Genomic DNA, 21,214 nt, shown 5'->3' on the forward strand with positions numbered 1-21,214 from the left:
TTAATCTTATTTAAACTTAAATGTACATGAAAAATAAAATTTCTACTCTTGAACAACATTTGTTGATGATTGTACTGATGATTATTCCAGGAATACCGATGTTTTCCTTAGATTTAAATGTATCTCAGTCGGGCACATTATCGTCATTACTTACCGACGAGCAAAAAGCAAATACCGAAAGATTGGTAGTTACCACATCTAATGGTGCAATCTTAAATGAGGTCGATTTTGTTACGTTGTCTGCAATGCCAAACCTGAAAGAACTTGATTTTTCAGGAGATCTTAATACGGAAATTATTACGCCCAATGCTTTTGCTGGTAATACAACTCTTGAAACGATAAAGTTTCCGGCGAATATGAAGACGATTGGGATAGGAGCCTTCAATAATAGTGCATTGAAGGGAGTTGTCTCTTTTCCGAAGACTCTGATAAGCCAAGAAGCTCTTGTTGGCAGGTTTACCAATTGTCAGGGAATTACTGCTTTTGAGTTTCCCGACAATCCGAATCTATCTTCTCATGAAGGAGTTGCTTATGCACAAGGAGGAGCACTCCTGCTTAAGTATCCTTGTGGAAAAACAGCAATATCTTATGTTGTGCCTGATGGTGTTACAACTATAGGAGAACAGGCTTTTTCTTATAACCATCAACTGGAAGAATTATTTATTCCTGAATCTTTGAATAGATTTGGCGCTACTACTGATTTGGTTTTCGAACATGTGACAGGATTAAAAAGAATTGAGGTGAAAGCGGGAAATCCAAATTTTGCCTCAATCGAAGGGATATTAATAAATGTAGTAACCAAAGAGTTTATGTATTTCCCTCCAGCCAATGATACCGAATCATTGGTCGTTGATGGGAGTCTTGTCGAAAGTGTACCGATGAGTTTTTTTTCCTATGCATCAAGCTTGAAGCGGGTTGTTTTTACAGAAGGATTTAAACATGTTGGATACAGAGCTTTCAGACAAGCTACTTTGGATATAAAAATACCAATAGAATATATCGAATTACCTTCTACTATAGAAACGATAGACGGAGAGGCCTTTAATAGCCTTGGGTCTACTATTCAGCAATTTGTTTGTAAAGCAACCACTCCTCCAAGGTTGACAGGAAATTCGACTTTTAGGGAATCGAATGGTAACAGTGTTAAGTTTGCTGTACCGGCAAGTGCACACGCAACCTATCTTACCAGCCAATTTGTGAATGAATATTACCCCGAAGGTGGGGGAGGGAGCTTTACGAGCAGTCAGATTGTTACATATGGAGAAATTTCCGTATCGGGGGGAACTGCCATTCAGAATTATTCTGCAGCTGGGTATTCAATAAAGATTGTTGCAGATGATGCTCCTGACGGTAGATCATTTTCCCATTGGGAGTCGACTACAGGTGCAGTCTTTGTAAATGAAAGTGAACCGGCGACATACTTCAAAATGCCGAATAATGACGTGGCTATCACAGCTGTTTTTGAAGAGCCGAAACCGTACACAATCACTGGCGCAACAATATCTACCAGTGGAGCTGCGGCCCTCGGTACAATAGTTCCACTTCGAACAGGAGCTACAAAAGTAGTAGACGGAACCACCGTATACTTTAAAGAGTGGAAAATAATTCAGGGTGAAGAGGTCGTTATTGGAAATCCGCAGGCTACAACAACTTATTTTACGATGGTTGATGACGAAGTCACAATAGAAGCGGTTTATGATATATTGTATATGATTGACATTACCAGGGGGGATGCTCCGCTGGAAGCCTTTGCAGGAGAAGTCGTTTCAATAACAGCAAATACAAAGTATGGAGAATTTACAAATTGGTCTTCTACAACAGAAGGTGTTATCTTTGCAGATGAAAAAAATGAGAACACTACATTTATTATGCCCGCCAGCGATGTGGTTATTGTTGCAAATTTTAAAGGAACAACAGGTATCCACGATGCAGAAGGAGTTATAATTGGTTTGTATCCTAATCCGGCTATAGACTATATACAACTGACAGGTATTACTAATGGTATTTATACTATTTTTGATATGCAGGGAAATGTGATTACAAAAGAAGAGTTTATAGGTGAAGCAATATCTGTCTCCAATCTTCTGAGTGGTGTATATATATTGAAAATAAACAATATAGCTATCCGATTTGTAAAGAAATAAAAAGGACTGATGGACGGAATATTAGCATTAAATTTAATCTTTTGTTTATTTCTCTAATACATTTATAAACACACAATAATTAATCTTTTATGAAAAGCTTAAATTTCTTATTTAAAAAGTTTTTTTCTGATTGCAATCATCTTTTGCATATCAGAAGTGATGTTTGCTTGGGTGGAAAAAGAAGTTACTCTGACATTATCGTTAACTTGTCGGGTATTCTTAATTCTCTCGATGCAGATATAAATACGATTCCGAAACTGGCGTGATAAACAATGCCGATATTATTATATTTGTGAACTCATTAATATTTCTTAAACTCAAATGTATATGAAAAACTTGAATTTTTTCCTTAAAAGGTATTTTCTGGTTGCAACCATTTTCTGTATATCAGGAACGGTGCTTGCCCAGGTGGAAAAAGAAGTTACTCTGACATCGTCTGTCAACTTGTCGAGTGCTCTTAATTCCCTCGGTACAGATATAAATACGATTACGAAACTGACCGTGATAAACAACACTGATGGTGCTGCCTTATCTTCTACTGATTTTGCAACACTGAATGCAATGAATGCTCTTACTTACCTGGATTTATCGGCGGATAAAAAGACGACGACACTGACAGACAGGGCTTTTGAAAATAATAAAACGATTGAAACAATCAAATTTCCTTCTAATCTGAATAACGTTGGTGCAGCTGTTTTTAATAGTAGTGCATTGAAAGGAGTATTGACCTTTCCACCATCGTTAACGGCTGCCGGTTCTGTGGTAGGGCGCTTCAATGACTGTCAGGGAGTTACAGCTTTTGAATTTCCTGAAAATACAGTTATAACAGCTGTAGACGGAGTTGCATTTACAGACGGCGGAACAACACTGTTAAAGTATCCTTGTGGAAAGCCTGATACCGAATATGTTGTGCCTGAAGGAGTCATAAAGATACAGGATCAGTCATTTTACTATAACCATATCTTAGAAATCCTTACACTTCCGGCAACGATGCAACAGATAGTCGGAAATTCTACCTTTAGGGAGTCAACGGCTTTCAAAGCAGTCTACGTAGCTGAAGGAAACACGTTGTATGCTTCCTCGTCGGGCATCTTGGTGGATCGTGCAGCTAAAAGCTTAATTTATTGTCCTCCGAGAATCACAGAAGTGATCGTTGACGGGACTTTAGTTGAAACGACACCTGCTTACCGTTTCTTTGGTGGTTCGCCCGATGTACAGAAAATGGTCTTTACTGAAGGTATCCTATCTATAGCGGATAATGGCGCAAGGCTTAACAATAGTGAAAACCTGGCAGACGGTTCGGGAGCATTGACGGAAATCTATCTTCCGTCTACAATTACTACAGTCGGGGGTAATGCATTCTGCCGTCGTGGAAATGTAACTCAGATCGTTTGTCGTGCTGTTACGCCACCTGTTTGTGGAGGTAATGCATTTTATGATGTAGGAAAATCCAATACCGATCCACTTAATATCTATGTTCCTGCAGCATCTTTGTCTGCTTATGCTGGTTGGGGAAATTTATCGGCATATGGTGGAGTATATAAAGCATTTTATAACATTACCCTTACAGATAATGACGGTACAGGAGGTATTCAATCATCTATTGGTACAGATATAGCCTATGCTGGTGCAACTGTAACTATTTCTGCCCCGGAAGCACCGGAAGGAAAGTCCTTCGATAAATGGGTGGTTGTTTCAGCAGGTACGGTTAGTTTTGAAAATGATGATATGGCACTTGCATCGACCACTATAACTATGCCTGCTGCGGATGTAACGCTTACACCAACCTATAAAACAGTAGTTCCTAATTCAGAGGTAGAAGTAACTTTATCAGCATCGGTTAATCTGGCAAGTGCTCTCAGTTTGCATGATGTGAACATTATTACAAAACTAACTGTAATAAACAACACGGATGGTGCTGCTTTGTCATCTTCTGATTTTGCTATGCTGAATGCTATGGAATCCCTTACAATGCTTGATCTGTCGGCAGATGAAAAAACAACCACTTTAACAAGTAACGCATTTGCGAATAATAAGACCATTGAAACAATAAAATTTCCGGCTAAGCTGAATAATATCGAAAGTGGTGTTTTCAATAGCAGTGTATTAATGGGAATACTGACGTTTCCTTCTTCACTGACAAGTGCACCTGCTTTGTTAGGGCGCTTTAATGATTGCCAGGGAGTTACCGGTTATGCATTTCCGGATAATACTGTAATAACAACAGTCGACGGGGTTATATTTGTAGATGGGGGAAGAACATTGTTAAAATATCCTTGTGGAAAACCCGGGGCGGAGTATGTCGTACCTGAGAAAGTGACCAAAATACAGGACCAGTCTTTTTATTATAACCATATACTGGAAACCCTGATATTACCATCTACATTGGAAACATTCTCGAATTTAGGTGCTACATTTAGGTATTCAACGGCTCTGAAGGAAATTTTAGTTGCAGAAGGGAATACCCATTTTGCATCATCTTCGGGACTTCTGGTCGATCTTGCAACTAACAAACTCGTTTATTGTCCTCCGGCGATTACCGAAGTAACCGTTGACGGGACATTGGTGGAATCTGTGACATTTGACAATAACTTCCGTTTCTTTGGTGAAGCTTCCGGTGTTGAGAAATTTGTATTTACTGAAGGTGTAAAAATCATAGGTGATAATGCAATCAGATTAAGTGCCAGTGAGAATGTTACGGATGGGTCAGGAGCATTGACGAAAATAGACCTTCCCTCAACGCTTACAAATATCGGATCGGCTGCATTCTGTCGCCGTGGGAATGTAACATCTATAATTTCCCGTGCCATTACACCTCCTGTTTGTGGGGCAAATGCATTTATTCAGGTGGGAACAAACACTACTGAACCGCTTAATATTTACGTGCCTGGGGTATCTCTATCTTCTTATGCCGGTTGGGGAAATCTATCAGCATATGGTGGAAAGTATATACCGTTTTACAATGTCACATTAGAAGATAGTGACGGTACAGCAACTATTAAGTCACCTCTTGGAACGGGTATAGCATACGAAGGTGCCATTGTGGAAATTTCGGTTCCGGAAGAAATAAATGGTGAGGTTTTCGATAAATGGGTTGTTACTTCCACCGGTACGGTTATCTTTGAAAATAACGATGAGACAAAAGCAACAACTTCAATTACTATGCCTGGTGCTGATGTTACTCTCACACCTACTTATCGCGAGGTAATTTCAGGAGATCTTTCTGATTATCAAACGTCATGGATCGCTAACGATGGAGGAAAACCCGCTAACCATATCCCTCACAGTATGGAATCGATTTTCGTTCGTGAAGATGGTATTGTTGCAAGCATTTGTGGTTGGGATGAAGGCGGCACAAATGTTGGATTATGGAAAGATGGAGCTGTTCATAGTGTTCCTTTTGAATCGGGAACAGGTAGCTGGGGGCGGAACTCGGGTAAAGCTGTGGTTCTTGATAACAGTTATGTTTACCAGTTGATGAGTTTTAGTGGGCATGCGGGAGATGGTGGTGTAAGTAAAAACACCAACGGACTACAAAGATTCCCGCCCAAAGAAGCTGTATGGCATTTTGTTGCTCGCTATAGAGTAAGCGATGGTATTTCATCCAGATTCTCTACGGGATATGGTCCTGCTGAAAATTTGATGCGTATCGCTACACATGCAGATCAGTATCTGGCAGGGTTGGCAATCAGAGGTAATGATCTTATTGTTGCCGTGCCTGGAGTTCCGTCGCAGAATATACCGGACTCTCTGAAAATATACGATAAAACGACCATGCGTACCAGTGCTACTGCTAACGGAGGTTTCCAGATTACAGAAGGTGGTGTGGGATATATCGTTGCAGACAATAAAGGCTATGTATGGATGCTTCAACCCGATATGAAAAGAATTGTTGCAATAAGTTTGACCAGTGGAGCTATTCGTGCCCAATCGACAATAACAATACCTGAGGGTGTTGAGGCTAAGTCATTCTCAGTAGACACTTATAAAAACCGTATTTTACTGCCTAATTCAGGAAAAGACCTGAATGTGCTGATATATACTGATATCTATTCATCACCTGTTCAGTCTTCAACATTTGGAGTAAAAGGAGGTATTTTCGTAAAATCTCCTAAACCTCTAAGTGAAGGAGGCGGAGAATATTTGCAAGGAGAGGTTGGCCATATGCGTTTCCCTGGTCCTACAGGTGTAGGTGTTGATGGAAATGGGAATATATATATATCCAATATGTTTGTCGGAACTTCAACTGCCGTACTGTATTCTTATAAAGAAGAAACACAGGAGCTGAACTGGAAACTTGAAGGTCTTTCATTTACAACTACGGCTGATTTTGATTTGAATAATCAAAACGTATTCTTTACACCGGATAAAATACATGAAGTGGACTATTCTAAGCTTGGAGGCCGTTTGGATAGGCTTGTCGCATCATCCTTCGACCCGTTTACTTTTCCCAATGATTTCCGTAATTTCCCATCACCTATTATCTGTGGGGTATTCAACCGGAAAATAGATGGGCATGATTTCATGTACGTGACCAATATGTACTCAAGCATATTAGGCGTATATCGTTTTGACAAGGAAAAGCATGGATACATTGCTATTCCATGTAATGATATCCGGAAAGAGTACTACTGGGAAGATAAGAATGGAGATGGACAGAAAACAGACGATGAAATCAATACTTTCCCCACAGTTGTAAATACATTCTCTATGTATCCTGATAAAGATGGGAATGTTTGGATGACCGATGCTGTAAGTGCTCCGACCAATATTCAGTTCAAATTGTTTAAAGTGAAGCGTGTAAATGAAAAAGGCATTTTGGAATATGAAAATCCTGTATCATACAAGCTTCCGAGTTATATAATTGAAGCTGGACGTGTAATGTACGATTCGGAACGCGATGAACTCTATGTTACTTGTTATACTCAAGCCAATCCAAATCCTAACCCGAGTGTATGGGGACGTGCAGGATCTACATTATTGACTTATAAAAATATAAAAGCAAAACTTGCAAATATCAACAATGTACCTTCCGAACAATGGCAATATGATAAGGAAATGCTGATACCGGTTGCTACGGTAAATGAAGACCTTAGTGCTAAATCTCTGGCTTTTGCCGGTGACTACTTCTTTGTATTCCTTACCCGTAATGGTGTTATAAATGTTTATAACAGGGATACCCAAGAGTTTGTAGGAGAAGTATCTCCTGGAGTGGAAGTTGGTAAAACGAGTGGTTGGACCGATATAACTTATGCTTTAAATGCGCGTAAGAATGCAGATGGTACTTATGAATTATTGGGTGAAGAAAATGGATATGCAAAAGTGATTCATTATATGATAAGAAGCCTGACTCCAACCGGCATAGAAGAGGAAGAAGGTGATAGTAATACAAAATTTACTGTTTACCCGAATCCGGCGACAACAACCATTAATATCGATACAAATATAGCCGAATATGCGGTTTCATTAATATCAGTTGATGGCAGAAAGGTTATACAGCGGAAAATGGCAAATAGTAATTCAATTGATATATCGAATGTGCCAAAGGGGATCTATATTCTTGAAGTTACAACTCCGAATGAAAGGGTGAGTAAGAAGATCATACTTAAATAAGGAGATTGCATATCTGACTGATAGTTAAATATTGGTCGCAAAAATGAAAAGCCAGGAAATCAGAAACGATTATCCTGGCTTTTTTATATTTCTGTTTTTAGGGATTTTGGATTAAACTGTAATATCATATACTTTGTTTTTTCGTGTGTTTTTTATCTATCTGATAATTTACCTGTGAATAAAGATCCCCAATAAACAAACTAAAAAAAGGTGCCGATCAGGGCACCTTTCACTATTTGATTAAAAATAACTCTTATAATTTTCTTAATCCTTTCAATTGGGATTTGTCTGTTACCGGAACGATGCTGATCGCATAGCCTCCTCCTGCTACTGATACCTGTGTCAATTTAGACTTATTTGTTACAAGAACTTTTCTAATAGTATATGCCTGGGGATTGGTTTTGTAATCTGCATCTTTACCGTCCGCATAGATTGTGGCCACATATACCTTGTCGGAATCAAGAAAATCAAAGGTTATATTTGATGTAAATTTATTATTTCCAGCAGTATTACCGACAAACCAATTGTCTGTATTCTTAGCTTTACGTGCTACTGTAATATATTCGTTCGGTTCGGCTTCCAGATAGATACTTTCATCCCAATCCAACGCTACGTCTTTGATAAACTGAAAAGCATCAGGAAAGCGATCATAATTTTCTGGTAAATCGCATGCCATTTGCAGAGGACTACTCATTGTAACATAAAGAGCCAGTTGGTTTGCTAAAGTTGAATTACAATGAGAAGGGTTCTTTGGATTTAACTTAGTCATGTCCATCTCAAAAACACCGGGAGTGAAATCAATAGGCCCTCCGATAACACGAGTAAAAGGTAATATGGAAGTGTGACTGGCTTTGTTTCCTCCGTATGCCTGATATTCTGTTCCTCTTGTCGCTTCATTTCCTATAAGGTTTGGCCATGTACGGCAGATTCCGGTTGGCCTGACTGCCTCATGTGCGTTTACCATAATTTTATATTCTGCTGCTTTTTCAATTGCATACTGATAATGGTTATTCATCCATTGGCTATAATGGTATTCTCCTCTGGGAATAATATCTCCTACATATCCGCTTTTTACGGCAGGATATTCATATTTATTCATCAGCTGATAAGCTTTTTCCAGATGCCGTTCGTAGTTACGGATGGAAGAAGATGTTTCATGGTGCATAATCATTTTCACACCTTTGCTTTTTGCATACTGATAAATTTCTTCAATATCGAAATCGGGATATGGAGTTAAAAAATCGAATACATAATCTTTCGTAAAACCAAACCAGTCTTCCCATCCGATATTCCAACCTTCAACCAATACTCCGTCAAAGCCATGTTTTGCTGCAAAATCAATATGTCGTTTCACGTTCTCAGTTGTAGCACCATGCCTTCCATGGGGTTTTACTTTTGTAAAGTCATCTATTCCAAGATGTACACTTGTCAATTCGTTTGTATAAGACCAGTCTTTCATCCCCGTAATCATTTCCCACCAGACACCTACATATTTCATTGGTTTTATCCACGAAGTATCCTCTATCTTACAGGGCTCATTTAAATTTAATGTGATATTTGATGCTAAAATATCACGGGCGTCATCGCTTACAATGATTGTTCGCCAAGGTGTATTACAGGGTGCTTGCATGTTTCCTTTTGATCCATTGGCATCGGGATTTATCCATGAGCGGAAAATGAAATTTTTGTCATCCAGATCAAGATGCATACATCCATAATTTATAAGAGCAGCTTCATGCAAATTTATATAAATACCATCGGCTGTTTTTAGTTGTAACGAAGTCTGGACCCCGGTTGGAGAAAATTCAGTTTCAGAAACATTACCGGTCCTGGCACCTGGCATTAACTTTCTGACTTCCGAAAGTTTCGATACAGTATAATCGTATTCTTGAGTATCATAATCTCCCGGAATCCAATAAGCAGTATGGTCGCCAGTCATGGCAAATTCCGTTAACTCCTCTTTTATCACGAAATAAATGAGGCTTTTCTGGTTTGGAAATTCATATCTGAATCCCAGGCCATCGTCGAACAGGCGAAAGCGTATCAAGAGATTTCTATCCGTCTGGGCCTGCTTTAATAATACCGATAGTTCGTTATAGTGATTACGGATGTATTTGTTTTCTCCCCAAACAGGTTGCCATGTTTCATCAAAACTATCCTCTTTGGTTTCTAATAATGAGAAACCATCATACAAAGATGTTTTAGGGTCGGAACTTTTTATTATTTCAGTTCCAAATCCAACATCATCCCCTCCTTGCAAAACCAATCCGAGTTTACTGGGATTTATTACCTCTTTTCCTTTATAGGATAATGAATAAGCGGGAATTCCATTCTTTAAAATCTGGAATTGCATTTTCAAATTACCATCAGGTGATTGTAATTCGAGCGAATGGATAGTTCCTGCCATTAGACAACAACTCAATAGAAAAAATAACTTTTTCATGTTCTTTTAGTATCTGTTATTAAATTAAAATATGGTTGATATAAAATTTTCCTTTGGATATTTAAAATAGCACGAGGATTGTAGTGTCGGTGATTTCCTCCGGTTGCTTTCATTCACGATATAATGATGTTAAGATCACCATTGCAAAAATACAATTTTTTTCAATTATAACTTATTGCCTTTAAGTTTATTTCTGTGATATGAAAATATGTAATTTTCTGAATGCTAGTGGTTTATCTTCTTTATGATTGCTTTATCTCTGTTTTAGTCGTGTTTTGTTTGGGATTTTTTCATAGTTTATCGTTCTACAAGAAAAAAAAACAGGATACTTTTGTTCCATAGAATTTTTTGATTCTAATATCAATCATTAAAACTAATTAGAGATATACATGGAAAACAACTTATCTAAAAAGATTCTTTTGTTTCTTTTTCTATTTCTTCCGGTTTTTTTATTTGCTCAAATAAAGACCATAAAAGGAAATGTAAAAAGTGATAGTGGAGAGCCGTTGATAGGAGTTTCTATCAAGGCAAATGATGCAAACATGAGTTCATCCGTAGGTTCAATTACTGACTTGGATGGTAATTATTCAATCCGGGTTACTTCGACGGCTGAACTAACGTTCAGTTATGTTGGCTTTAAATCACAATCTGTTGTTGTAGGCAATCAGACAGTCATTAATATTACGATGGTTGAAGAAACGCAGATGCTGGATGATTTTGTTGTGATAGGCTACGGAAAGGTGAAAAAAAGTGATATAACTGGAGCCATTTCTTCAGTTAAGGTAAAAGACATGGAAAATACGGCCAGCGCTGGTATTGAGTCAGCTCTGCAAGGAAAAGTTCCAGGTATGCTTGTTACAAAATCGAGTGGAGAACCTGGTGCAACGGCCGATATCCGACTTCGTGGTGTTGGCTCTTTTAATAGTTCGGGGCCGCTCTGGATAATTGATGGAGTGCCTCAAAATCCGGGAGCAGAATTCAATATGAATGACGCCGAATCAGTAGAAATACTTAGAGATGGTTCTGCTGCTGCTATTTATGGAGCACAGGCTGCAAATGGAGTAATTCTTGTGACAACGAAACGGGGTAAGAAAGGAGAGTCCAAAATAAGTTTTAATTCCTATGTTGGGTTTAATACTCCTACCAAAATGCCTGATGTGCTTAGTACAAGACAATTAAAGGAATTAAGACTGGAAGACTTCCGCGGACAGGGGAAAATGACAGAAGCTGAAATGCTGGCTTTTCCGAGCCAATATAGCAGTAGTGGCGGTAAGAACATCATGGCTTACGCATTGGATTATGATCTGACCAATGTCGATTATAACTGGAAAGATATTATTTTCGATACGGGATTAACTCAGAACTATGACCTTTCTTTCAGCAAAGGAACAGATGAATATAACTATTACGCTTCATTTAACTTATATGATGAAGGAGGGACATATTTGGATACACGTTTCAGACGCTATTCGTTCCGCCTTAATTCTGAAATAAAATTGAATAAATGGGCTACATTTGGCGAAAATATGCAAATCCTCCACGTCAATAAAAAACAAAATTCAAATTCAAACTACCTTGTTAGTTACATGCGTACCGTACCTTTCATGATGCCCTATGACAGTACCAATCAGCCGGGAGGGTATGGGTATTTCCCAAAGACCAATGTGGACGGGAGCCCTATCATAGATCCCATATCGGGAAAAGAGACAAGTATCGAAAATATGCTTGCCGCATACGACGGACGTAACCTGCTGGCATATGAAGAAACTGCAGATAACAGAGCAAAGGACTTCAAAGTAAACGGAAATATCTATTTAAGGTTGCAACCGATAAAAGATTTAACTATAACAGCAACTATGTTCGGTGGTTTTTTTACAGCCGATAGCCGCCAGGAAGCCGGACAATATCAATATGCCGCCGAGAGTAAATTATATTCGTCTATGTATCAGGCCGTTTCAAGGGGATATTCATTGGGGGGAAATCTCGTTGCAAATTATAATAAGACCTTCAATGACATACATTCTCTTGCTTTGATGGCTGGTATGGAATGCGAAAAATCTTATTCTACTGGAGTTAATGTCAGTGCTAAAAATATGATCGGCGATATTTACCGTGCATCTTTGGCAGATGCAGTAAACCGACAGGCAAGCGATACTTATTCGAATGGTGCTTATCTGTCGTATTTCGGACGTGTAAACTATAGCTTAATGGATAAATATATATTCATGGCGATGATCAGACGTGATGGTTATGATCGTTTTGGACCCGAAAATCGCTGGGGAAACTTCCCTTCCTTTTCGGGAGCGTGGCGGATCAGCAATGAGAATTTTATAAAAGATAACCAGTCATTTTCGTGGTTGTCTGATCTTAAGCTCAGAGCATCCTGGGGACTTTTAGGAAATATGGGTGGCATACAGCAGTTTCTCTATACAGCCAACTATATCACCCCGAATGCCAACTATGCATTGGGAAGTACAGATGCCGATGGTAATCAGACATCTGTGACCGGACTTCGTCTTGATAAGTTACCCAATCATAAAATTAAGTGGGAAGAAATCTCTACAATCAACCTTGGACTCGATGTAGGAGCGTTTAATAATTCCTTGCAGTTTACATTCGACTGGTATATCAAAAATACTTCAAATGCATTGTTCAAGAGTTCGTTGCCTGCAATGGCAGGACTGGGAACTAATCTACAAGACGTGTTCTATACTTTTAATGTTGGAAAAATAAGGAATACAGGTTTTGATGTGGAAGTTAGTTATCGCAATAGAATAGGTAAGGAACTCAGTTACTCCGTTGGTGCCAACCTGGGCTATGTACGCAATAAGGTAAAGAACACAGATGGAAGCAACGCAGTATTATATTCAGATCGGAAGGTTTTGGGTAGTCAGAATGTATCTGTCACACAAGTAGGACTTCCTATCGGTTCATTTTTTGCATACGATGCAATAGGGGTATTCCAAACGCAGGAAGAAGTAGATGAATACAACAAAAAAGCGCAGGAAAATGGGTACAGTTATTACCAACAGACGGGAACAGGTCCTGGAGACTTGATATTCAGGGATGTAAACAATGACGGGCATATAACCTCCGACGATATTGTACATGTTGGTGATCCATGGCCGGATTTTACCTATGGGTTCCATATCGATCTGAACTACAAATGGTTTGATTTCAATGTGCTGTTTCAAGGGGTTCAGGGCAATGATATTTTCAATAACTTCCGTCAGGTAACCCATTCATTGTATAATGATTATAATACGACCACTCATGCACTGGACAGATGGACAGGTCCTGGAAGTACGAATGAAAACTTCAGAAGTTCTACCAGCGACCCGAATAATAATAAAAGTTCCGTTTCGACATGGTATATCGAGGATGGATCATATCTGAGGATGAAGAACATTCACATAGGGTTTACATTTCCACAGCAATGGCTGAGTAAGTGTGCTATATCTAAACTTCGCATTTACGCTTCTGCACAGAATTTACTGACATTTACCAAATATGAAGGTTTTGATCCAGAATTTTCGGCTTCACAGAATACTGCATTTGGTATAGATACCGGTAATTATCCGCAGTATAAAACATTCTTATTCGGTCTGCAGATAGATTTTTAAATGCAGGAAATGATGAAAACTATTTTATAATCAGAAAAACAATAAACATATTATGAAATATATAAAATTGATACTGTGCATCGTCGTTTTCGGATGTTTTACATCATGTGAAGACTTTGTGGATGTCGAGAACTATGGAGGTATCCCGTCCGATGATCTTATAAACAGTGTTGAAAATGCCCAGACGGCTCTTAATGGAGCCTATAATGGATTGTACGGTGAATGGTTGTATTTTTATGGGATATATTATTATACCTGTTTTGCAACCGGCGAGCTTGAATTCAGGGCAACTCTGGAAGATGTAAAACCAATGGTAAACTTTAGATATTTCGATGGTTCCAGTGCGATTTACTGCTATTGGAAAAATCTTTATTCTATCATTTCCAGATCTAACGACGTATGTACAAAAATATATTCATTGAGGAATAGCGGTTCGTTGACTCAAACTGAAAATCAGGAATTGGACAAGATGATCGGAGAATGTAATTTCCTTCGTGGTTTTGCTTATATGTCTTTAACCCGTTCGTTCGGGGATAAATTACCATCGCATCCGCAGTATGATCCCAACGGCTTAGGAGTGCCTATAGTCGATACATTGATTGTTTCGAGAGATCAGTTAATGATACCACGTAATACTTTAGGTGAGTGCTGGAATGAAATAATTACCAATTTTGAGACGGCATATAACCGCTTACCAACTTCGTGGCAAACCACTAAATTAGGAGCGGTAACAAAAGGTGCAGCCGCAGGATATCTGGGACAAGTGTATATGTATCTCGAAGATTATGGGAAAGCGAAAGAGTGGTTTGTTAAAGCAATGGAGTGCGGAAATCAGACCGGTGGAGAATATCAATTAACTAAGGAATATGCGTGGAATTTCGATTTCAATCATGAGAATAATTCTGAATCTATTTTTGAGATACAGTTCCAGACTGTAAATGACGATACCAAGGCCGGTTCTTATTTATGGAGACGTTTAGGCCCCGATGGTGTCGGTGGTGGTTTTGGAATTGTAAATGTAGCAATGGATTGGGTGAATAAATACAATACAGGTTATGAGATTACCCAGGAAGTGTATGACAAATATGTTTCATTACCTTCCAATAGTGAAACTAATATTGTTCTACGGGAATTGATGAAAATATATGGAACCGCGATAGGAGTACAGGTTTTCTCTGAGGAAGAGTTTTTCAACCTTTATACAGGTGACTGGGATGCTTTAGGAAATGATATAAATACAGTATTAAGGGCCAATGGATATCGCTTGAATGTTAAGACAGAACCGGGTTGGGGTACAGTAAACAGTAAATACATTCAGACCTTCCTGAATGAATCACGTGCCGCAGATCCCCGTATGTACGCTTCCTTCTATGTTCCAGGAAGAGATTCTATATCGACGAATTGGGCCGGGACCAATATAAAACCTTATCCTAACAGTTATTATGGATTTAAAAAATACATTCCTTATAATGCGATAGAGAATTGGGCAACAGAAGGGTTGCCGGGCTTTGAAGGGCATAATTCAATCAATCAACGTATTTTCCGTCTTGCCGATCTGTATTTGCAATATGCTGAGGCATGTTATAAAACGGCTGATATGACTAATGCTAAGAAATATTTGAATAAAGTAAGAAGAAGAGCGTGGGGGTATCCGTTTGATGATGCATCTTTAGCTGTGACTGTATCTGTCGATTATCCTTCTTCGGAAGATAGTGGTGATTTTATGGATGCCATAATAAAGGAACGTGAGAAAGAATTATGTCTTGAGACTCATTTGTGGTTCGACTACTTGCGTTGGAACAAAGCCGAAGAATTATTTGCAAGTAGGGGATTTGAACCTAACAAACATCATCGCTTACCGATTCCACTTACCGAAAGGCAGCTTGTAGGAATGAATGTACTATTACAAAATTCGGGGTACTAACAAAATTTGAAATGAACAATCAATCCTCTCTCCGGGGGATAAACCCTCGGAGGAATTTATACTAATTAAAAATAAATTATTATGAGAAAAAAGTTTACTATTTTGGCGTTTGCTGTTTCAATGTTGACAGCTGGTAATTTGTTCGCTCAGGATTATTATGAGCACATTAAAACGATGAATATTTATTCGACGGATGAGTTTATTGAAATTGATGGAGTTGCCAATGAGAGTTGTTGGTCGGCAGCCGAAGTTACCGAAAATGCTATTGATGTCGTAACACATGATTGGGGTGTAGAGCCTGTTCCCAATATATGGGGATATGAAGCATCTTTCAAGGCTGTATATGACAAGCGTTACATTTATTTTTTCATTAAGGTAAAGGATGATACATATATACCTTATGATGAAGCACTTAAAAAATCGGATACAGGTGTGGATAATATCGAACTGTTTTTCTTTCCCGATCCGGAAGGAAGGGATGAGTATCATTCTTCAATAGACGCACGTGGACGTGGCCATTCACAGTTACGTATGTCAGTTGGCAGTGAAGATAACCGCGCAACCGGTGGAGGTTATGCCGGAGGTAGAATTGTAAATAATAAGCTTACAGGTTATGAATATAAAACTGTAAGGACTGCTGAGGGATATAATATTGAAGGAATTGTACCATGGAGTGAAGTAATTCCGGAAGGATACGAGGGAAATCTTGAAGTGGGCAAAAAAATCTTGTTTGATATCAATGCTGCTAATTGTACAGACTACGATAGCAACACTCGTGTTGTAATTCTGGGTTGGTCAGGAGAAGATCATAATGCTTGGAGATGGAATGCCGAGTTGGGAGAAATGCTTTTCATGGGACCGCTTGGAGGAGCAACATCCATTGCGCAAACTGAAATATCAAATGTAAATTATACATTCGTTAACGGAGTATTATCTCTTCAAAATGCTGATAACTTAAAGGTGGACATCTGCGATATCGCTGGGAAAACTGTAAAATCTTTGACGTATACCCAAGCAGTCGATTTGTCTGATTTACAATCAGGCGTTTACATTGTGAACGTAGCTGGTCGTACAAGCATTAAGATAATAAAATAATAGGTTGATTGTTTTTTTACAGGTAAATTGTTTCTCGGGATATTTCGCAAATAAATAAATTAGGGGATGTGTCAAAATAGGCACATCCCCTTTTGTGTGTAAGTTAATTGATTTTGATAGGAGGAATTTATTGTTTTTTTTCTGTACTTTCGAAATGGCGTTGTTGCTGTTCCACCTGCTTCATTTCATTGATACGATCTTGCTCTTCTTTAGCGAGACGTTCTATTTCGTTCATATCTATTTCTTCTACCGTTCCTGTATTAAACTGTTCAGTTTTTGCTGGTACACGTAACTCCTTATAGAGGGCAGGACGATCTGCCGGAATAGTAGTGAATTCAACGGTAGCTATCGGATGAATCTGAATACCGGGGTGTAACAGGCGTGCAGTAACTTTAACTTTCCCGGCCTTATTGGTAGTACGTATCAAGGCTGGTGCTGTTCCCCAACGGCTAACTCTTGGGTTGGCTTCAATGTCACGACCACCTACCAATTCACCTTCACCTTCTACTTCAAAAATGACTGTTTCTTGTGAAAGGCGCTTTACATAGCCATCTTTGTCAGTAATAGAAGCGATGACTGTAACGATGTCCGAACCATTAGCCTGAGGTGGGAGCCCGGAATCAATAGTCAGCACTATCTTTTCATTTCGTTTGGATGGCATATTTTTGGCTGTGGCTACCACCTTTCCTCCTATGAATCCTTCGGCTACAATACTACATTCTTCTGCTTTGTCTGCTCGGTGTAGTGCGCGTACATCTACAAAACTGTATGCATTCTTGAATGTGATGGGAGGGTGGCGAATCCCTTTCTCTTCAATTTCAGGTACTTGTGTCAGGCTTGTTTTTCCATTAATAGTGATACGTACGCTGTCACAGTTGGAATAAACTACTATGTCTTCCGGTGAAAACGGAGTCATGGCGTTGGCAATATAGACCATTGGACCACTATCTGCCTGGGTTAATTTAACAGCCGGATCACGTTGACTCATCCACATGTAATAAGAATATTTGGGTTGACGGAAGGCATCCATGATACCTCCCCAGAATGGATCGGGGTGATAACCGCGCTGGTGGTCGAAAGAATGCCATAAAGCTCCACCAATGTGTCCTTTAGGAGCTTTGTAGAATTGATCGATGGTCAATGAACCACCATATTTTTTGCGTGCATAATGTTGCGCCTGGCGTATTTGAGGCTCTTCTCCCCATTCACGGGCTACACGACTGTAAGAATTGTGTGAGTTCCAATCGTCTACACAGTCGCCGAACTCGCGTGTGAAACACGATTTGCCTAATTTCTGATAGTAATCTTCATTTTTGGGAGCAGTATAGATGACATCGTATTTATAGGCTCCTTTACTCTTATCGTCAATGCTTGCATAGCATCCTGGATACGGATACTCTTCATGTGTAGCATTATAAGCATTCAGAGCAAATGATTCAGGAAAAGCTGTTTCGTTCAGAACAGGCTCCCACATGATAACAGAAGGATGATTACGGTCACGGCGTACCATGTTGCGTATATCAGAAATAATTCTTTCTTCAAAGATAGGATCGGGGTTCCAGTATTGCCATCCTGGAGTTGCTACGATAATGAACATACCCAGTTCATCGCAAGCATCCATAAAAGCGGGATCTTGCGGATAGTGTGCCGAGCGTATGATGCGGCATCCGGCATCACGTAGCTTTTTCACATCCAGCCATTGCAGATTGTTGGGTACGGCATTGCCGATATAGGCATAATCCTGATGACGATTTACCCCCATCAGCTTATCTTCAAACGGCTTTCCATTGATATATAACCCGTCGGCACCACGAAACTCGATAGATCGGATACCAATACGCGAAATCGTTTCGTCGCATACTTTGCCGTCGCAATATACCACAGTTTTGAGTTGATATAAATGGGGGGTATCCGGATGCCAGAGGGCGGGAGTTTTAACTGATAATTGTTGTTCTATACTTCCGGAAGCTCCTGCTGCCAGTTGCAGGTTTTTCTTGCCTGAAGCGACTTTCTTTCCATTAGCGTCAATGAGAATGGTTTCGATCCCTACTTTTTTCCCTGTATTTCCTTCATTGGCAATGTGGGTTTTAACATTGATTTTTGCCTTTTGATCGGATATGTCTTCATAACTAACAAATATACCTCCGCTTGCTGTTTGCCCGGCAGCATTTGCATCGGTGATATGAACGTCATTGGTACTGATGAAGTAACAATCACGATAGATTCCTCCAAAAACAGAGAAGTCCATTGTGTATTGTTTACGTCCGGGAGGGAAAGATGGATCGTCACTATTATCTGCACATACAGCTATTACTACGTCATCACCCGCTTTTACACCCGCCTTGGTCAAATCTATTGTGACAGGAAGAAAACCGCCAAAATGTTCTTTTACTTTTTGTCCGTTTACATAGAAGCTGCTTTTCCCCATGATGGCTTCGAAATAAAGAGAAAGACGTTTACCCTGATATTTTGTATCGATAGTAAAATGTTTGCGATACCACGCAGGGCCTTGATAATTACGTGAACCACTGGCTTCGGATGGCATAAGTTCTACTGTATGAGGAAGGTTAACAATTTCCCATGTTTGGTCATTGAAACTCTGTGAAAAAGCGCCAGATTGAGCCCCCCGGTGAAATCTCCAGCCTGAATTGAAGTCAAGAATATTACGTTCAGAGTTGTTTGTGGAATAGAAACCGGCAGCAGAGAATCTCTCCTGAGAGTATGCGGTGTAGCATATTATTATGAGAAAAAGAACCAATAATGCTTTTCTTTTCATACTATTATTTTATAAATGATTTAATGTTCTTTTGAGTAGTAGAGTTTTACTTTTCTAAGATCAGTTTGAAAAATTGCGGCTTTGGTAAAAATGACTTTTACTTCATAATCGGAATTACCATATTCCATGACCGTGTTGCATTTTCAAATCCTCCGGGACCATCCATCGTTGCGAAGAATATATAAGCTGGTTTACCATCCTCAAACAAAATGAAGGGACGTTCCAGTTGCCCTTGGGTAGTTACCGTACCATCCTCCCATTCCAGTGTTTTGGACAACAAAAGATACACAATAAATAGAAGGCCGTTTTTCATACTTAATCTCCTTCGTTTTATTTCTTATGAAGTTTAACTTCCAGGCTTGCTGCATCTGTGCAGGTAAACTCTAATACTGTTTTTTTAGTATCTGATGAGACTGTTTTACACCCGGGAGTTTCATTGATTTCCCATTTGCCTTTTAGTTCGATACGGACGGGGATCGATTGGCTTGGATTTCCTATCCAGGGACGGGAGTAAATACTGCGTTCGATGCGTTTTCCCTGCTCATCGTATATATCATCAGAAGGCCCCCGATAGAGTGCCAGGTCGGGTTGGCATACGGTAAGTACCGTTTCCTGCTTATGCTCGCGTAACATGATGAGACAGGAGGTATCTACCTTTTGTATGAGACCTTTCGGTAACATATCCGGAGTTTCAAATAAGATATAGGAAGTAGTATTACTCTTCAGATCGCGTACGATATGTGCATTACGATCTTTTTGAAGTACCTTATAAGATGGCTTTTTAGCGAAACTGCTTATCTCTGTCTGGGTTGTCTGGGGAAGAATCGCATATTCATAGGAGCCTCCTTTGGGTGCTTTGCCATGATCGACAGTTAGTGATACCCAGTCTCCTTCGGTTTTCTCTCCGGTATTTTGCTTACGTGAGTATTGCGGAAAGTTTTTTTCGAACTTGGCAACGACAGGAACATAATAACCTGTTCCGATGTGATCTATCCAGTACTTTCCATTTCCTTGGTAATTTTTCCAGAAATTGTGTTCGGCCTCATTTTTTACTGCAAGCTGGAAGATGGTTGTTTCTGTAGGATATTCATTGTTTGTATTTTCAATATCCGAGCCAAGGCATACAATCACTCCGTCAAAGAAATGAAAAGATTTACGGGCGCGGTGTGAGCCATTGTATTTATCATGTTCATGAAGCTTCATACCGAATGCTCCGTTCCGGTGTTCCTGTGAGATACCTCCTGCAAACGCTTCATCCGAATATAGCATTTCTTCATATCCCGAAAACACGTCTACATTAAGAATGTTGGCTTCCAGCTGATCTACCGGGAGATGAATGGCTGTAGTTCCTGGGATACGTCCCCAGTCAAAACCTTCTTCCTGCCATCCGCCGCTGGTAGACGATACCTCTTCTCCCTGAGGAGCAGTCATGATTTGCAGACTGCCGTGTGCCAGATAACGTCCGAAAAGGTTTGCACCACGATAGTGCTCGGCAGCCCATAGATAACGCGAATGACCGCGGGCTACTGCCGACCAGTTATTACGACGTTGTATGGATACACAAGCGTATCCCATTGCTTTATTTCCTTCAGGATC

General features: G+C 39.6%; 8 protein-coding genes and 1 pseudogene. 5 read left to right on the forward strand and 4 right to left on the reverse strand.

Annotated features, from left to right (window positions below; all coding sequences use genetic code 11):
- Positions 1-26: 26 nt before the first annotated feature.
- Both QX565_RS02835 and QX565_RS02840 read left to right on the forward strand, forming a co-directional pair.
- Positions 27-2,144: a leucine-rich repeat protein gene (locus QX565_RS02835; protein WP_289291168.1), complete on the forward strand. Its 2,118-nt coding sequence runs from the start codon at positions 27-29 to the stop codon at positions 2,142-2,144.
- A gap of 327 nt (positions 2,145-2,471) precedes the next feature.
- Positions 2,472-7,757: a leucine-rich repeat protein gene (locus QX565_RS02840; RefSeq protein WP_289291170.1), complete on the forward strand. Its 5,286-nt coding sequence runs from the start codon at positions 2,472-2,474 to the stop codon at positions 7,755-7,757.
- Positions 7,758-8,010: 253 nt separating this feature from the next.
- Here QX565_RS02840 and QX565_RS02845 read toward each other — a convergent pair whose 3' ends face one another.
- Positions 8,011-10,200 (reverse strand): glycoside hydrolase family 97 protein, encoded by a 2,190-nt coding sequence (locus QX565_RS02845; RefSeq protein WP_289291171.1) that lies wholly within the window; start codon positions 10,198-10,200, stop codon positions 8,011-8,013.
- Positions 10,201-10,589: 389 nt separating this feature from the next.
- On the opposite strand from QX565_RS02845, the gene QX565_RS02850 reads away from it, so the two are divergent.
- The 3 genes from QX565_RS02850 (at position 10,590) to QX565_RS02860 (ending at position 16,842) form a co-directional block, all read left to right on the forward strand.
- On the forward strand, positions 10,590-13,823 hold the full coding sequence (locus QX565_RS02850; protein WP_221648508.1) for a SusC/RagA family TonB-linked outer membrane protein: 3,234 nt from the start codon (positions 10,590-10,592) through the stop codon (positions 13,821-13,823).
- Positions 13,824-13,875: 52 nt separating this feature from the next.
- A complete protein-coding gene (locus QX565_RS02855) occupies positions 13,876-15,747 on the forward strand; it encodes a RagB/SusD family nutrient uptake outer membrane protein (RefSeq protein ID WP_289291173.1) in 1,872 nt (623 codons plus the stop codon).
- A gap of 81 nt (positions 15,748-15,828) precedes the next feature.
- Positions 15,829-16,842: a sugar-binding protein gene (locus QX565_RS02860; protein ID WP_221648510.1), complete on the forward strand. Its 1,014-nt coding sequence runs from the start codon at positions 15,829-15,831 to the stop codon at positions 16,840-16,842.
- 127 nt (positions 16,843-16,969) lie between these two features.
- On the opposite strand, the gene QX565_RS02865 is transcribed toward QX565_RS02860, so the two are convergent.
- The 3 genes and pseudogenes from QX565_RS02865 to QX565_RS02875 form a co-directional block, all read right to left on the reverse strand.
- Positions 16,970-19,618, reverse strand: a complete 2,649-nt coding sequence (locus QX565_RS02865; RefSeq protein ID WP_289291175.1) for a glycoside hydrolase family 2 TIM barrel-domain containing protein — start codon at positions 19,616-19,618, stop codon at positions 16,970-16,972.
- Positions 19,619-19,715: 97 nt separating this feature from the next.
- A pseudogene (locus QX565_RS02870) lies at positions 19,716-19,892 on the reverse strand (glycosyl hydrolase family 43); the annotation flags it as partial.
- A 56-nt stretch (positions 19,893-19,948) separates the two neighbouring features.
- Positions 19,949-21,214: polysaccharide lyase family 8 super-sandwich domain-containing protein (locus QX565_RS02875; protein ID WP_289291177.1), on the reverse strand; the 1,266-nt coding region annotated here is incomplete at its 5' end.

It is taken from the genome of Bacteroides sp. 41_26, assembly GCF_949740115.1.
Lineage (GTDB): Bacteria > Bacteroidota > Bacteroidia > Bacteroidales > Bacteroidaceae > Bacteroides > Bacteroides nordii.

Bases quoted from the DNA above. Each gene is read 5' to 3' on its own strand.
- QX565_RS02835 (WP_289291168.1), top strand. From the start codon at position 27: ATGAAAAATAAAATTTCTACTCTTGAACAACATTTGTTGATGATTGTA.
- QX565_RS02840 (WP_289291170.1), top strand. From the start codon at position 2,472: ATGAAAAACTTGAATTTTTTCCTTAAAAGGTATTTTCTGGTTGCAACC.
- QX565_RS02845 (WP_289291171.1), bottom strand. From the start codon at position 10,200: ATGAAAAAGTTATTTTTTCTATTGAGTTGTTGTCTAATGGCAGGAACT.
- QX565_RS02850 (WP_221648508.1), top strand. From the start codon at position 10,590: ATGGAAAACAACTTATCTAAAAAGATTCTTTTGTTTCTTTTTCTATTT.
- QX565_RS02855 (WP_289291173.1), top strand. From the start codon at position 13,876: ATGAAATATATAAAATTGATACTGTGCATCGTCGTTTTCGGATGTTTT.
- QX565_RS02860 (WP_221648510.1), top strand. From the start codon at position 15,829: ATGAGAAAAAAGTTTACTATTTTGGCGTTTGCTGTTTCAATGTTGACA.
- QX565_RS02865 (WP_289291175.1), bottom strand. From the start codon at position 19,618: ATGAAAAGAAAAGCATTATTGGTTCTTTTTCTCATAATAATATGCTAC.